At 67.5% G+C, this 13,142-nt stretch carries 15 protein-coding genes; 5 read left to right on the top strand and 10 right to left on the bottom strand.

The window, feature by feature from the left end:
• Both AC0NZQ_RS08915 and AC0NZQ_RS08910 read left to right on the top strand, forming a co-directional pair.
• On the top strand, positions 1 to 628 hold a 628-nt coding region (locus AC0NZQ_RS08915), incomplete at its 5' end, for a NucA/NucB deoxyribonuclease domain-containing protein (protein ID WP_474529367.1).
• A gap of 67 nt (positions 629 to 695) precedes the next feature.
• Positions 696 to 1,133 carry a hypothetical protein gene (locus tag AC0NZQ_RS08910; RefSeq protein ID WP_474529366.1) on the top strand — a complete coding sequence of 146 codons (438 nt, stop codon included), beginning with the start codon at positions 696 to 698 and terminating at the stop codon, positions 1,131 to 1,133.
• 241 nt (positions 1,134 to 1,374) lie between these two features.
• Here AC0NZQ_RS08910 and AC0NZQ_RS08905 read toward each other — a convergent pair whose 3' ends face one another.
• Complete coding sequence (locus AC0NZQ_RS08905; RefSeq protein ID WP_474529365.1) at positions 1,375 to 1,593, bottom strand: hypothetical protein; 219 nt, start codon at positions 1,591 to 1,593, stop codon at positions 1,375 to 1,377.
• Between the two features lie 72 nt (positions 1,594 to 1,665).
• Complete coding sequence (locus AC0NZQ_RS08900; RefSeq protein WP_474529364.1) at positions 1,666 to 3,066, bottom strand: alpha/beta hydrolase family protein; 1,401 nt, start codon at positions 3,064 to 3,066, stop codon at positions 1,666 to 1,668.
• Positions 3,067 to 3,136: 70 nt separating this feature from the next.
• Between AC0NZQ_RS08900 and AC0NZQ_RS08895 the strand changes: the two genes are divergently transcribed.
• Positions 3,137 to 3,748: a TetR/AcrR family transcriptional regulator gene (locus AC0NZQ_RS08895; protein WP_474529362.1), complete on the top strand. Its 612-nt coding sequence runs from the start codon at positions 3,137 to 3,139 to the stop codon at positions 3,746 to 3,748.
• Between the two features lie 89 nt (positions 3,749 to 3,837).
• Here AC0NZQ_RS08895 and AC0NZQ_RS08890 read toward each other — a convergent pair whose 3' ends face one another.
• The 7 genes from AC0NZQ_RS08890 to arsM form a co-directional block, all read right to left on the bottom strand.
• Positions 3,838 to 4,512, bottom strand: a complete 675-nt coding sequence (locus AC0NZQ_RS08890) for a DUF4396 domain-containing protein (RefSeq protein WP_474529360.1) — start codon at positions 4,510 to 4,512, stop codon at positions 3,838 to 3,840.
• A 139-nt stretch (positions 4,513 to 4,651) separates the two neighbouring features.
• The gene (locus AC0NZQ_RS08885; protein WP_474529358.1) at positions 4,652 to 5,311 is read right to left on the bottom strand and encodes a DUF305 domain-containing protein; all 660 of its coding nucleotides are present in this window, start codon (positions 5,309 to 5,311) and stop codon (positions 4,652 to 4,654) included.
• A gap of 94 nt (positions 5,312 to 5,405) precedes the next feature.
• Positions 5,406 to 5,870, bottom strand: a complete 465-nt coding sequence (locus tag AC0NZQ_RS08880) for a hypothetical protein (RefSeq protein ID WP_474529357.1) — start codon at positions 5,868 to 5,870, stop codon at positions 5,406 to 5,408.
• Positions 5,871 to 5,919: 49 nt separating this feature from the next.
• The gene (locus AC0NZQ_RS08875; protein WP_474529356.1) at positions 5,920 to 6,276 is read right to left on the bottom strand and encodes an ArsR/SmtB family transcription factor; all 357 of its coding nucleotides are present in this window, start codon (positions 6,274 to 6,276) and stop codon (positions 5,920 to 5,922) included.
• 44 nt (positions 6,277 to 6,320) lie between these two features.
• Positions 6,321 to 6,731, bottom strand: a complete 411-nt coding sequence (locus AC0NZQ_RS08870; RefSeq protein ID WP_474529355.1) for an arsenate reductase ArsC — start codon at positions 6,729 to 6,731, stop codon at positions 6,321 to 6,323.
• Positions 6,728 to 7,849 (bottom strand): ACR3 family arsenite efflux transporter, encoded by a 1,122-nt coding sequence (gene arsB / locus AC0NZQ_RS08865; RefSeq protein WP_474529354.1) that lies wholly within the window; start codon positions 7,847 to 7,849, stop codon positions 6,728 to 6,730. The genes AC0NZQ_RS08870 and arsB overlap by 4 nt, the downstream gene beginning before the upstream one ends.
• Positions 7,846 to 8,655, bottom strand: coding sequence for an arsenite methyltransferase (gene arsM / locus AC0NZQ_RS08860; RefSeq protein WP_474529353.1), 810 nt, complete (start codon positions 8,653 to 8,655; stop codon positions 7,846 to 7,848). The genes arsB and arsM overlap by 4 nt, the downstream gene beginning before the upstream one ends.
• A gap of 497 nt (positions 8,656 to 9,152) precedes the next feature.
• On the opposite strand from arsM, the gene AC0NZQ_RS08855 reads away from it, so the two are divergent.
• Together AC0NZQ_RS08855 and AC0NZQ_RS08850 are read left to right on the top strand one after the other, a co-directional pair.
• Complete coding sequence (locus tag AC0NZQ_RS08855) at positions 9,153 to 9,659, top strand: helix-turn-helix domain-containing protein (protein ID WP_474529352.1); 507 nt, start codon at positions 9,153 to 9,155, stop codon at positions 9,657 to 9,659.
• 29 nt (positions 9,660 to 9,688) lie between these two features.
• Complete coding sequence (locus tag AC0NZQ_RS08850; protein ID WP_474529351.1) at positions 9,689 to 10,960, top strand: type II toxin-antitoxin system HipA family toxin; 1,272 nt, start codon at positions 9,689 to 9,691, stop codon at positions 10,958 to 10,960.
• A gap of 154 nt (positions 10,961 to 11,114) precedes the next feature.
• Here AC0NZQ_RS08850 and AC0NZQ_RS08845 read toward each other — a convergent pair whose 3' ends face one another.
• On the bottom strand, positions 11,115 to 12,272 hold the full coding sequence (locus AC0NZQ_RS08845) for a hypothetical protein (RefSeq protein WP_474529350.1): 1,158 nt from the start codon (positions 12,270 to 12,272) through the stop codon (positions 11,115 to 11,117).
• Positions 12,273 to 13,142: the final 870 nt, after the last annotated feature.

Below are 13,142 nucleotides of genomic sequence, written 5' to 3'. Positions count from 1 at the left end.
CTCGACTACCGCACCCCGATCCAGCACGAACTACTGTCCCAACAGACCACCGTCGCCGCAGTCAGTTAGCCAGATCGACTGGAACAGAACTGGTGGGCCAGGTCAAGATGTCACAGATCAGTGCAGCAGACCCTACGTCGATCAGGAGACCTCGCTGCGCTGCGACAACACAGCACGGGCGGACCGCTTCCCCGGCTGTGTCTTCACCGCCTCCACACCCACGGTCTCAATGACTAGGTACGGAGAAGCCTCGAAGCACATCCACGATGCGCAAGCCGCGGGAGCCCCCGGCGCCGTCTTCGGCACCCCTCTCACCCGAACGACCGATGAGGCCACCAAGAGCCGAAACCGCGAGGCCGCATGCCCGGACAACTTCCCCAAGGCAGAGGGGCAAGACTGCGACGAGTATCCCTTCGCAAGCACCTACCAAGGCGGAGCAAGCGGAGGGACCTACAGCGCCCGCGCCATCAACAGCAGGGACAACAGAGCGGCCGGAGCAAGGCTCGGCAACTTCTTCGGCGACGAGCGAGTTCTCGACCGCGACGCCTTCTACGTTCAAGCCGACGGCGACTGGATGTGCGATTACCCCGACGAGTACCCCGACTGGGGCTGCACACAAACCATCTGACCGAACACCGCGGCCCACCGGCGAAGCTGCCCTCGTCGAACGACCGGCACATTGAAGGACTGACCCCATGACCAGCCCCACCCGACACCACTCCGGCCTTGCCTACGTCGACTCCTACTCCTTCATCTTCGTCAAGGACGACGACGGCGAGCGAAGCGAAGATCCGCAACCGGTACCCGGCACCGACCTGCTCATGTCTATCCCCAATGGCTTTTACCTAGGTACCAAGGCTTACAGCGGCTGGGTCGAACTCTCGATCGACACCTTCGACTCACCGCCAGCGCCGGGCGACACCACGACCACGTGGCCAATGACCGAGTTCGACGTTACCGTTGGCGATCTCTACGTCGGGAACTTCGCCGGACCCTGCGACACCTTCCCCCACCCCATCCATGTGGACGAGGGCCGCTGGGTCGCTCGCGCGCGAAGCGAGCAGATCATCACCGGCAACGAACCGCGCGAGCACCTCGTCGTGCAACTGCGGCCAGCGAGCGAGAGCTCATAACTGCTCGGTTGTGCTACGGCATCCGCGGTCGAGATTGTCAATTCGGACCCTGCGCGCGGCCCCTAGAAGAACCGGCAAGCAAACCACTCTCGGCGTCTCACAACCTCGCCCGCAAACCGTCGATTCTGAGACGGGCATGGCCGCGGGGCGCCAGTTGTAGCTGTCTCACAACTGCGTTCGCAAACGGTCGAGTTTCGAGAACACCATGAGCCCGTGACTGCTCACCCGTCGACGGCGACGACTAGGTCTCGCAGCAGGGCGTGGGGGTCGGAAAGAACCACCAGGCTGTACCGAACGACTTGCCGCGTGCCCGAGTCCACAGGATCGACGGCCGCCCACGTCCCCCGCCGAGCAGGGTGATCGCGTCGATCGCGATCGGGCTCAGGTCGACCACCCGGTCGCCGTCGTCGGTCAGGGCGGCGAGGCGCCGGCCGCCTTCGGGGGCCTCGTCGGTCAGCATTCTCAACGGGGGCCTCCGGGATGTGTCCCAGCCAGGCGTGGCAGCCGTCGGCGACATCGTGGACCGTCGCGGTCATGCGTTCGCCGCGGCGAGTTGTCGCGCGAGCCACTGCTGGGAGTGATCGAGCCATTCGCGGTAGTGGCCCATGGCGCAGTGGTCGTCACCCGGATAGAGCAGAAGTTCGCCATGCCGGGCTCCGGCGGCAAGATCGATGGAGTCTTGAGTGCTGAGCAGGGTGTCGTTGTCACCGTTGATGACGAGCAGCGGGATCGTGATCGTGTGGTACTCGCCGCGCAGTGACAGGGCGTGCAGCCTGCGCCCCAGCTGGATGGGGTTACGTGCTCCGGTCACCTTGGCCAGCGCTTCGAAGATGATCTGCGGGATGCCGAGCGCGGGCCCGAAGCTGTGATCGGTGGGTGCGCCACAGGCCACTGCGCAGCGCAACCGCGGATTGCTCGCCGCCAGTCGGGCGGCCCAGTGGCCACCGAAGCTGACTCCGACGAAGCCGATGCGCTCCTCGTCGACGCGAGGATGCAGCGCCGCCTGCTCGATCACCTGGCCGTAGATCCGCGACGAGTCCACCGACATCGGGCGGGTGTAGGCGTAGGAACCGGGCATCTCCATGACCACGACCCCGAGCGGACCGCCGCGGTAGCGCAGCATCGGGATGAGGAGTTCCTGCACCGTGCCTTCCAGGCCATTCGTGACGAGCACGGTGGGGACCGGCGTGTCCCCGGACGGGAAGACCGCGTACCCCCGCACCACGTCGCCCTCGACGGGGACCGTGAACTGCTCCACGGTCGTCGTCTCCAGGCCTGCGTCGATCGCCGTGACCAGGACATCGAACAGCCGCCGCGAACGGTGATAGGCACGCATCCGCCGCGGCGTCGTGCCCGGGAAGGCGCTGACCTGCAGGTAGGTGATCGCCTTGACTAGCTCGTCGATCGCGATCGCAGCCTCTCCCGCGTGCCCGGGCAGCGCTTCGCCGGCACCCCCATCTTCCGACGCGAGCCGCTCGATCAACTCCGGCGACGGTTGCGGGCCATGCTCGGCCACCACCGCAGCCGCCCCGGCCACCGCAGAGCTCAACGAGCGTGCCGTCGCGTCGCGTCGCTCGGTGGCACCGGCATCGGCGCCGGGCTCCATCGCCTCGCGCAGCGCCGCCGCCGACGGACCGCCCAGCCTCTCGAGCCTCGTGGCAGCAGCCGTTAGATGGGCGTCGGCTATCGCGTCCCAGTACGACGTCCACCCGACATCGGCAAACGATCGGCATCGCTGCAGCTGCCGCGCGAAGACCTCGCGGTCCATCCCGCCCATGTTGGCGTACCTCAGCGTGAACAACGCCGGCAGAAAGCTGGCCACTCCCTGGCGCCGGGCAACCAGCTCGGTGGTCCGAGTCAAGGCGCACACGCTGATCAGCAACCGTCGTCGTAAACCTTCCCAGCCATCCACCTCGGCCCCGATCACCCTCATGCGCGACTACCCGTCGCCATTATTGAATCCACGTGCAACAGCGAGTGTAGGGCCCTAGACTGGGCGGTCAATGGCCGACAACCCCGCCCGCCAACGACTGGCAGTCGACGCTCGCCGAGCACAGCTGCTCGAGGTCGGCTGCGAACTGTTCGCCAGCAGCCCGTACGACGAGGTGTGGATCGACCACGTCGCGGCCCGCGCCGGCGTGTCCCGCGGGCTGCTGTACCACTACTTCGGCAACAAGCGCGGCTTCCTGCACGCCGTCGTCCGGCACGAGACGGCCGCGATCCTGGCCGCCACCGCCCCGGATCCCACGCTGCCAGCCCAAGATCGGCTGGGTTCAGCTCTCGACGCGTACCTCACCTACGCCCGTACCCACCCGCACGGCTACCGCGCGCTGTTCCGCGGCGCCGCCAGCACCGACGCGACGGTCCGCGCCTTGATCGACGCCAACCTCGAGCAACAACGAAACCGCATCCTCCACGCCCTCGCGAAAGACCGGCCACCCAGCCGCGTCCTGCAGCTCGCGATCCATGGCTGGCTCGCACTCACCATCACCGTGACCCTCGACTGGCTCGACACCCCGGACCTCGACGCAGTCCACATCCGCGACCTGTGCGTCGACGCCCTGGCAGCCATCGTCTCCACCATCCAGGACACCCCGGAGCAACCGTCAACCTGACGGCCCGCGTCGCTCGCGTTGTGCTTCGGCGCTGACGTTGCGCGCGTCGTTGTCGCCGACCGTCGATGTGCATCACTTCGGCCGGCCTCTCAACTGACCGTGTCGGCAATGGCGACGAGGAGGCCGCCGAGCATGAAGCTGACGATCGTCGCGGCGAGAGCGGTCGGCGGTGGCGCGGGGATGCGCTGGCGCCAGCGCGGAATGTGGGCCGGGGCGGTGTCGTAGGCGCTGTGAGTGACGGCGTGGCCCTTGCCGTGCTGGAGCAGGTAGCGGTTGAGCGGGTACGCCGCCGCGTAGGCAACGGTGAGCGCGATGATCATGGACCACCAGAAGGTGGGATCGGTCAGTCCGGCATTCATGGCGCCGGGGATGACCAGGACGGTGAGGTTGTCCACGACCTCCATGATCGCGATGGACAGGGTGTCCGAGGCCAGGACGACGCCGGCGACGGCGGACGCGGCCAGGCCGGCCTTGAGCAGCGGCAGCGACGACAGCGTGTAGCCGAACACGAAGGCCAGCGCGATCGACACGATGACGGTGCCGAGGTTTGACAGGCCGGCTGCGGTGCCGATGACCAGACCGGCGATCTCGCCGATGGAGCAGCCGGTGAGGCAGTGCAGCGTTGCGCTGGCGGCCATCGTGTTCAGACCGGAACCGTGCTGATGCATGGTGGAGTTGGACGTGGCGTTGGACGTGGCGTCGGTGTTGCCGGCCGCGTCAGGGCCGTGGTGGTGATGGTGCGGGTGGGCGGCAGAACGAGACATGATCCTCCTCCAGCAGAGAATTGGGCGGGCTGACCGCGGGGCGGGGCGGCAACGCCGAGTCGGGCGAAACCCTTCCCGACGTCGCCGCCCAGGGTGCCGTCCCCTCGCGGAACGGCGTGCGATGGCGCAACGGGGTCGATTACAAGGCGGCGAGCAACGTGGCCATGGTCGAGATCTCGGCGCTCTGGGTCGACACGATCGACGTCGCCAGGGCTTGTGCGTCGCCGTTTTTGCCCTCGGCCAGTTCGGTCTTCGACATCGACACCGCGCCCCTGTGATGCTCGGTCATCATCGTCAACCAGAGCCTGTCGAAGGCGGTCCCGGTGGCCTTGCCCAACGCGGCCATGTCGGTGTCGGACATCATGCCGGGCATCGACATGCCGCTGTGGTTCGTCCCGCCCATGTGATCCATCGACGAGCCGGTGGGCACGGGCTGATTCCAGCCCTCGAGCCACGCGCTCATCTTCGCGATCTCCGGAGCCTGGGCGGCCTTGATCTGCTTGGCCAACCCCACCAAGCCGGCGTTCTTCGACCTGCTCAGCGCCATGTCGGCCATCTCCACGGCCTGCCGGTGATGGGTAATCATGTCGCGGGCGAACGTCGCGTCAGCGTCGTTGTGCGGGCCGGTGGCTGCAGCCGCGGCCGGGCTGGAGGGCATGGTCGCCATCGCGCTGGAGCCCGACGAGCCTCCGGCGGAATGGCCGTCGTGGTCAGAGTCCCCGGCGGAGGAACAGCCGGCCAGCACAGCAGCAGCGGCGGCGGCAGTGGTGATGATGGGCAGGGCGAGGTAACGCTTCATGTCGAGACAAGCCTTTCGAAGAGTGTGCGGAGCCATCTGGACGAGCAGGTGCTGCACGCCACGCAAGCGGTGCGGGGCGCGCTGAGCGCTGCTTCTAGGTCCGGCTGATGCACAACCTTTCGAGGCTCGGAGTGTCCGGCGGCGCGCGGTCCGCCCTGGACATCGACATTGGTGTTCCGAGCGTCGCCGCTGCCGGAGCAGCCACCGACACCACCGCCGTCAACCCTGCCGGCGCGAGCGACGAGTCGCCGCGCAGGGTGGCCACGCAGTCGGAATGGGCCATCCCCATGGCGGCCGCCGGCGATAGGGCGACCACCGTGGTGGCGCTCTGATCCGCCACCGCGACCTCACCAGTGGGGGCCATGTCCGGACGATGCTCGTGTCCCGAGGAGTGCACCATCAGAGACGCACTACTGCCACCGTGGCCCGCCTGCATCAGCATGTGGTCGGCGCTGGGCCCGTGCATCACGAACACCGCCACGACCAACAGCGCCGCCGTCACAGCACCGAGCAACGCGCTGCTGCGCGTCGTTGGCGGCACGTCCTCGGCGGTCACCACGGCTTCCAGTATCCCCGATCTCGACCCGCAGCTCCCGGGTGCGCGCGAGCTACTGAGTGGTCAATACGACAGCGAGCTGGTTGAGGGCCTCGCGGACGACGGCGTAGTAGGCCCACTTGCCGCGTTGGTCGCGGGTGACCAGGCCGGCGTCGACGAGCTGCTTCATGTGGTGCGAGACGGTGGGCTGGGACAACCCCACGGGCTCGGTGAGGTCGCAGATGCACGCCTCGCCGCCGTCGGCCGCAGCGATGAGCGAGAGCAGCCGGACGCGGGTGGGGTCGCCGAGGGCTTTGAAGCGGCGGGCGAGCTGGTCGGCCGCCATGACATCGAGGATGCCTCCGGTCAGCGGCGAGCAGCAGACCTGGTCGCCGATCGCCTCGACGGTGGGCATGGTGCGTGCGGCCATGAGATGAGTCTCCTCGGGATGTCAGCGGGCCAAGCAGTGCGTGGTCAGCGGTACGCGGGGAGCAGTTCGCCGACGAGGCCCTGGACGCGCGCCTTGATCTGGTCGCGGACGGTGCGGACGACCTCGAGAGGTTGACCGGCGGGGTCCGTGAGTTTCCAGTCCTCGTAGCGCTTGCCGGGAAAGTAGGGACAGGCGTCGCCGCAGCCCATGGTGATCACGACGTCGGCCCGGGAGACGGTGTCGACAGTCAGCAGTGCGGGTTGCCTGCCGGTGATGTCGATGCCGACCTCGGCCATGGCCTGCACGGCGACGGGGTTGATCTGGTCGGCAGGTTCGGATCCGGCAGAGCGGATCTCGACGGCGTCGCCGGCGAGGTGGGCCAGCCAGCCGGCGGCCATCTGGGAACGGCCGGCGTTGTGGACGCAGACGAACAGCACGGTCGGTCGGACAGTCATCGGTCAGCTCCTGCCGGCGCGGTGGCGGTAGGTCGTTCGGGCCAGGTGAGTCGTCGGCGTAGCCAGAGGGCGGCATAGACGAGGGCGACGAGGACGGGCACCTCGATGAGCGGGCCGACGACGCCGGCGAGGGCCTGGCCGCTGGTGACGCCGAAGACACCGATGGCCACAGCGATCGCGAGTTCGAAGTTGTTGCCGGCGGCCGTGAAGGCGAGGGTGGCGGACTTGGCGTAGCCGAGTCGCAGCCGGTGGCCCAGGGCCAGGCCACCGCCGAACATGACGGCGAAGTAGACCAGCAGCGGGATGGCGATGCGGACGACGTCCCAGGGGCGGCTGGTGATGGTGTGGCCCTGCAGGGCAAACAGCACCACGATGGTGAACAGCAGGCCGTAGAGGGCGAAGGGTCCGATCCTCGGCAGGAACCGGTTCTCGTACCAGTCGACGCCCTTGGCCTTCTCGCCGATGACGCGGGTCGCGAACCCGGCGACCAGCGGGATGCCGAGGAACACAAGAACGGACACGACGATGGTGCCGATGGAGAAGCCGGCGCTGACCTGATCCAGCCCGAGCCAGCCGGGCAGCATCTGCAGGTAGAACCAGCCCAGCAGACCGAACGCCACGATCTGGAAGACCGAGTTGATCGCGACGAGCACGGCGCCGGCTTCGCGGTCACCGCACGACAGGTCATTCCAAATCAGGACCATGGCGATGCAGCGGGCCAGCCCGACGATGATCAGCCCGGTCCGATACGTCGGCAGGTCGGGCAGCAGCAGCCACGCGAGCGCGAACATCAGCGCCGGCCCGAGCAGCCAGTTCAACACCAGCGACGTGATCAGCAGTCGGCGGTCACCGGTGACCCGGTCGAGCTGCCGGTACCGCACCTTGGCCAGCACCGGATACATCATGATCAACAGGCCGACAGCGATCGGCAGACTGACCGATCCGACCTGCACCGCGTCCAGCCGGTCGGCCAGCGACGGGATGGCCCGGCCCAGTCCCAGCCCGAGCGCCATCGCCGCCACGATCCACACCGGCAGGAGCCGGTCCAGCCGTGACAGCCGGACCAGGACCGGCGCGTCCCGCTCGGCGACCGGACGCTCGGCGACGACGTCACTCACGACGCCGCCGATCCTGCAGCAGCCGCGGGCTTGGTCGCGCGCACGATCGCCGAGTGCAGCTGCGGGGCAGCCTCGTGGGTGAAGGTGACCTCGGCGTCGACGAACCCGACCGCGGCCAAGCCCTCGAGGTACTCGCTACGCGACAGGGCGCCGGCGATGCAGCCCACATAGGAGCCACGCTCCGCGCGCTCCGCGGAGGTGAGGTGATCCTCGGCGACGACGTCGGATATCCCGATACGGCCGCCCGGGGTCAGCACCCGATACATCTCGGCGAGCACGGCCGGCTTGTCAGTCGACAAGTTGATCACGCAGTTGGAGATCACGACGTCGACCGCGCCGTCGGGCAGCGGGATGTCCTCGATGGTGCCCTTTCGGAACTCGACATTCGTCGCTCCGGCCTTGGCCTTGTTGGTCTCGGCCAGGGTCAGCATCTCGTCGGTCATGTCGACGCCGTAGGCGAACCCGGTCGGGCCGACCCGCCGGGCCGAGAGCAGCACGTCGATGCCGCCACCGGAGCCGAGGTCCAGGACCGTCTCCCCCGCACGCAGCTCGGCGACGGCCATCGGGTTCCCGCAGCCCAGGCTCGCCGCCACCGCCTCGGCCGGCAGCTCCCCTTGCTCGGCCGCCGAGTACAGGGCCGAACCGAACGCGTCGTCGACCTCACCCTGGCCGCCGCAACACGAAGCCGTGTCCGCGTCGACCACGGCCAACGCGTCCCGGCCCGTGGCGGCCACGACCTCGGCCGCCGCGGCGTACCGGGCGCGGACCTGCTCACGCAGCTCGGTGTCACTCACGATCTCTCCCATCGACACATTTCGATCAACCGAGCATCACCGACGCATCGACCGATGTCAATCCGAGTGGTTGCCGGGTGTCTACCCGTCCGGCAACCCATGGCCGGAATCAACGGCGTCCGCTCAGAGTCGGCGAACAGAGGCCTTGCCCCTCCCTCGTCGCGCCTCGTTCTAGGCGCGCCGCAGGACCCGGTTGCCCGGCTCGCTGAGCGCGGGGTTGCACTGCGACGGCTCAGCCTCCGGTACCGCTGCTGGAGTTCAACCGCGTTGCAGTGGAGCCTGCTGCACTGAACCGTGATAGCTCGATGGAGCAGACCCACCCGACCTTGGCACGGGGCACCATTGCGGGTTCGACCTGCGTACGCACTCACCCATCGACGACGCCAGGACCGACCACGGACTGAGCATCACTCGACCCAGTCCGGTCGATGAACGCAGACGTTTGTGCCGTGTCGACGTTCGTAGATCTGCCAATTTTGTCTACGAACATAGTCATACTGCTACAGTCGATGTTCGTAGACATCATGCTGGGGTTGCCCGCCGGAGATGACGTGATGGCCGAGTACCGGATGAACGACTGGCGCAAGCTTGCAAGCATCGTTCGCGACGCTCGCAAGACGAGCAACCGCACGCAAGGCGAGTTGGCCGAGCAGGCCGGGGTGTCCCGCGCATGGCTCGCAAAGCTCGAGTCCGGAGGTCATCGTCGCGCCGAACTCGAGCAGGTGTTCCGCGTCCTGGACGCGCTCGGCCTCTCCCTGGTGGCGCGGGACGAGAGCCCACGCAATGCGACGGAGAACGCGGTCTTGGACGCCCTCGCGAAGGCCGGCAGGGACGCCAAGCGGCCTTCGCTGACTGCGACCGCACGCGAGCGCATCGAACTCGAGCACGCCCAAAGGGTCGCCTATCGATCTGCGGCGCGCCTCGAGGCTGCCCAGCGCGAAGCAGACCAGGCCCGGGTTGCGCTGGAGACCGCGCAGGCACGCACGGTTCGGAACGGAGAGATCCGGCAACGATGACCGGGCAACCAGGAAACACACTTGGGGTCGTGCTGTACGGGCAGCTAATCGGAACTTTGAACCGGATCAGCGCGTACTCAGAGCCGACATTTACCTACCTGCCGGAGTACGTCCAGAACGGCGCCGCACCATTGACTGTCCGCATGCCCCTGAGCACGGAAACCTATCCGGCGAAGATCGTGGCCCCCTACCTCGAGGGGCTGCTGCCGGAGAACCCCGCGACGCGCGCATCGTGGATGCGGGCGCTGGACGCCGACCGGGACGACCCGTTCACACTGCTGGCCGGAATGGGGTGGGACTGCTCGGGAGCGGTCCAGTTCGCCGCCATCGACGACGTCGAGCAGATGCTTGCCCGCCGGGATGAAATGACCCCGTTGACCGTCACCGACGTCAGAGACCGGCTTGCTGAGCTGCGCAAGAACGAGTCCTCGTGGACGCTGCCGGATGAGCACTGGTCACTTCCCGGGCAGCAGCCGAAGTTCGCGCTCGCGAAGGTTGACGGCCAATGGTTCGAAGCGGGAGGGTCCGCGCCCACCACACACATCATCAAGCCCGGAATGACAAGGCTGACCCGTCAGGCGCTGGTCGAGCACGTCACGATGCGCGCCGCGCACATCGCTGGCGTCGACGTCGCCGACACCCGCTATGAGAGCTTCGACGGTGAGCCGGCAATCGTCATCACTCGACACGACCGCATCAGCCACGGCGACACCGGCGTGCTCCGCATCCACCAAGAGGATCTGTGCCAGGCAACCGGGCGAATGCCCGCCTGGAAGTACGAGTCAGACGGCGGCCCGACTGCGAAAGACATGATGCGCGTGTTGCGTGCAGTCTCTATGGATCTTCGTCCTGACGCCCACGCGCTCGCAGACTTCATGATCGTGAACTACGTCGCCGGCGCACCCGACGGGCACAGCAAGAACATCTCACTCATTATCCTGCCGAACGGCCGCATCCAGGTCGCGCCGCTGTACGACCTCGCCAGCTCCCTTCCCTACGACGCCAAGAACGCCGAGCTTCGCAAGATTGCGCTGTCCATCGGTGGACGCCGCAAGCTTGGCGAGGTGATGCCGAAGAACTGGGCGAAAGCGAACGACGAACTGCAGTTGCCGGCGGGGTTCATGGAGCAGCGGGCGGCGACGATGGCGAGTGTGTTTCCAGACGCGGTGGAGGCCGCGTTCGACGAGGTGGACTCCCCCGCCGCCGGCGAATTGCGCGAGCGGATGGTCCCGCCGCTGCGCAAACACTGCGCTCGGCTGCTCGACCAGCTCGGCGATGAGACCGCTGACACATGCACCTAGGCCCCAGGCGCGGCGCAGTGGGGAGTCGCCGAGATCCCCCCACCTCGGTCGATGACTTCGCCAAGGGGATCAAGCTGATCGAGCGCTACGCCACAGCGCACCTCCATCGTCGTCAGGCAGCACGGGGACGTACCTCCCACCCATTGCCGCCACCTCATAACTGAGGCAGGACGGTGCCCGACGGCGGCTGCTGCTGACCCAGCAACAACTGCACCTCCTCCATCGTCGGCGGCTCGCCGTCGTTGGTGTCGGTCACCAGCACCGCCAGATGCTGACTCACGGCACGGTCAACCAAACGTGCGCGCGGGCGAGTCGGCTCGTCGCTCTGTCGCGCAGTTTCGGCCTGCTCTGACAGCAGCGCTCCCAACGAGTCGGTCAACGCCGCGGCGCTGGAAGGCGCGCGCGCCGCTGCAACCGCCTCAGGCCCGAACGGCGGGCCCGGCACCGCGAACCGCTCCTGCGCCAGAAAGCAAAGAATCCATCGGGCAGACCTGGCACCGCTGCCCGCATCAAGTGTGAGGCCCAACAGTGCACCCGCCGCGAACGCGCCGCTGCCGAACAGCTCAACGTAGCCACTGTCAGCGTCTAGCGTGGCGGCGCGGATGGCATCAAACCTGCCATCCCACGCCCCGCGGAACGCCGCCACCGCCTGCTCGTCGAGGTCGACGGGTTCGCCGGGGTCGTAGAAGTGAACGACGGTGCCGGAGCGGTTGATCCACATCCACGCCATGTACCACTGCGGCGTCAAGTGTCCCGGCACATGTGGATACCAGTTGCTGGCCAGAGTGGACAGACGGCCGGTCTCAGCCGGGGCGGCACTGGAGGGCAACGAGACAGTGCGGGCACGTCGGCCGCGCGACTCGGCGACCACGATGCGGTTACCGACCAGGAACGCGATGTCAGGAAAGGGGCCCTTCGCCCGACCCTTAAGTCCGGCGAAGTGCTTGCTGGGGAGCGCGTCGAGATTCAGCATCGGCCACCACGGACGCGCGCCGTAGTAGGAACCGAGCTGGCCGGTCAACGCGAGCGCGGTCGCCTCCGTCAGAAACGTGCCCAGGTGTGGCGGCGCGGTCTCGTACGCGCGCGTCATCGCCAACGGCGCGTGCGGGGCGTGGTCAAGGTGATGCCACAGCAGAGCCATCTCGGCGACGATGCTGCCCAGCGAAGGTTGGCCCCTCTTACGCAGGGTCAGCGCGGCGCTGATGTGCGGCCACATCGCCGGCAAAACCGGCACCGTCACTGCAGGACCCAACGCTGCGCCGGCAGCGTCTCGAGGAATCAGCTCGATCGTTGGCAGTGGAAGAGTGGTCACGGGCCCCCTTCCCTGTGGTGTGCACCAATGGCTCCGGCCCGTTGATCTTTTCCGGTGCCTGCTCATCGATCAAGACGGCAGCTACCACCGGATGCGCTGCTCGCCCACACGTCCCTGGCTCAGTGTCACCCAATGCCTGATCCCGTGCACAGACGGATCCGTGTCGGACCTCAACAACAGAGGCAACCCGACCGGCAGGAACGGCCCCACCATCGTCAAGCACACATCATGAGCGGCTAACGCTCCCAGTTCGGCATGAACGAGCAACACGACACAGGCCCGGCACTCAGGACAGAGCCAGCACCGCCGAGACCGACACCGGGGCAGGAGGAGCCAGTGCTCGCATCGGGCCCCCGCTACCACTTGGCTCCCGCCGGGCCCGAAGAGATTCGGGCTCGGCAGGAGCTTTTACATGCACTCCACGGTGAGCCCAGGGTGCCCGGTAGCGGTCAGCACGCTCCCTACGCGGGCGCTCGCCAGCAGGGCAGCGAACTCAACGAGGCCGACCACAGCGATTCGGACCGAGCAAACCGAATCGCAGTGTGAGGATGTGCCGACGCGCCGTCGTCGCATCGCTGGCGACCCCAGCCAGCCAGTCCCCACCGCTCCTGCAGGGGCAGGGACGAGACCTCGAAGACGAAGACGACGGGACCGCGCGCCGCCCGACGGGCACCTGGCTGCCGGCTCCAATCATGGCAGCCGCCGCGGTGGTGAGGCGATCGGGCAGCTCAACGAGTCGGGGTGGGTTCCCGCTTGAGCGGCCACGGTCGAGGTGTCGCACTATCGACTACCCGCGCCGATATCGAAACAGAGATTCGGGCGCCGGTGGTGAGCGCCACCGAGGGCCTACGACGAGGCCCACCGCAGGGT

This window comes from Jatrophihabitans sp. sgz311053 (genome assembly GCF_056135305.1).
Note: the sequence above shows the minus strand (reverse complement) of the source record. Positions and strands in the feature narration are given on the sequence as shown.

What these genes read in the sequence shown, in the direction of transcription:
- AC0NZQ_RS08885 (WP_474529358.1), bottom strand. Translation starts at nt 5,311, where the DNA reads ATGAAGCGTTACCTCGCCCTGCCCATCATCACCACTGCCGCCGCCGCT.
- AC0NZQ_RS08870 (WP_474529355.1), bottom strand. Translation starts at nt 6,731, where the DNA reads ATGACTGTCCGACCGACCGTGCTGTTCGTCTGCGTCCACAACGCCGGC.
- AC0NZQ_RS08900 (WP_474529364.1), bottom strand. Translation starts at nt 3,066, where the DNA reads ATGAGGGTGATCGGGGCCGAGGTGGATGGCTGGGAAGGTTTACGACGA.
- AC0NZQ_RS08910 (WP_474529366.1), top strand. Translation starts at nt 696, where the DNA reads ATGACCAGCCCCACCCGACACCACTCCGGCCTTGCCTACGTCGACTCC.
- AC0NZQ_RS08895 (WP_474529362.1), top strand. Translation starts at nt 3,137, where the DNA reads ATGGCCGACAACCCCGCCCGCCAACGACTGGCAGTCGACGCTCGCCGA.
- AC0NZQ_RS08855 (WP_474529352.1), top strand. Translation starts at nt 9,153, where the DNA reads ATGTTCGTAGACATCATGCTGGGGTTGCCCGCCGGAGATGACGTGATG.
- arsM (WP_474529353.1), bottom strand. Translation starts at nt 8,655, where the DNA reads ATGGGAGAGATCGTGAGTGACACCGAGCTGCGTGAGCAGGTCCGCGCC.
- AC0NZQ_RS08905 (WP_474529365.1), bottom strand. Translation starts at nt 1,593, where the DNA reads ATGCTGACCGACGAGGCCCCCGAAGGCGGCCGGCGCCTCGCCGCCCTG.
- AC0NZQ_RS08875 (WP_474529356.1), bottom strand. Translation starts at nt 6,276, where the DNA reads ATGGCCGCACGCACCATGCCCACCGTCGAGGCGATCGGCGACCAGGTC.
- AC0NZQ_RS08890 (WP_474529360.1), bottom strand. Translation starts at nt 4,512, where the DNA reads ATGTCTCGTTCTGCCGCCCACCCGCACCATCACCACCACGGCCCTGAC.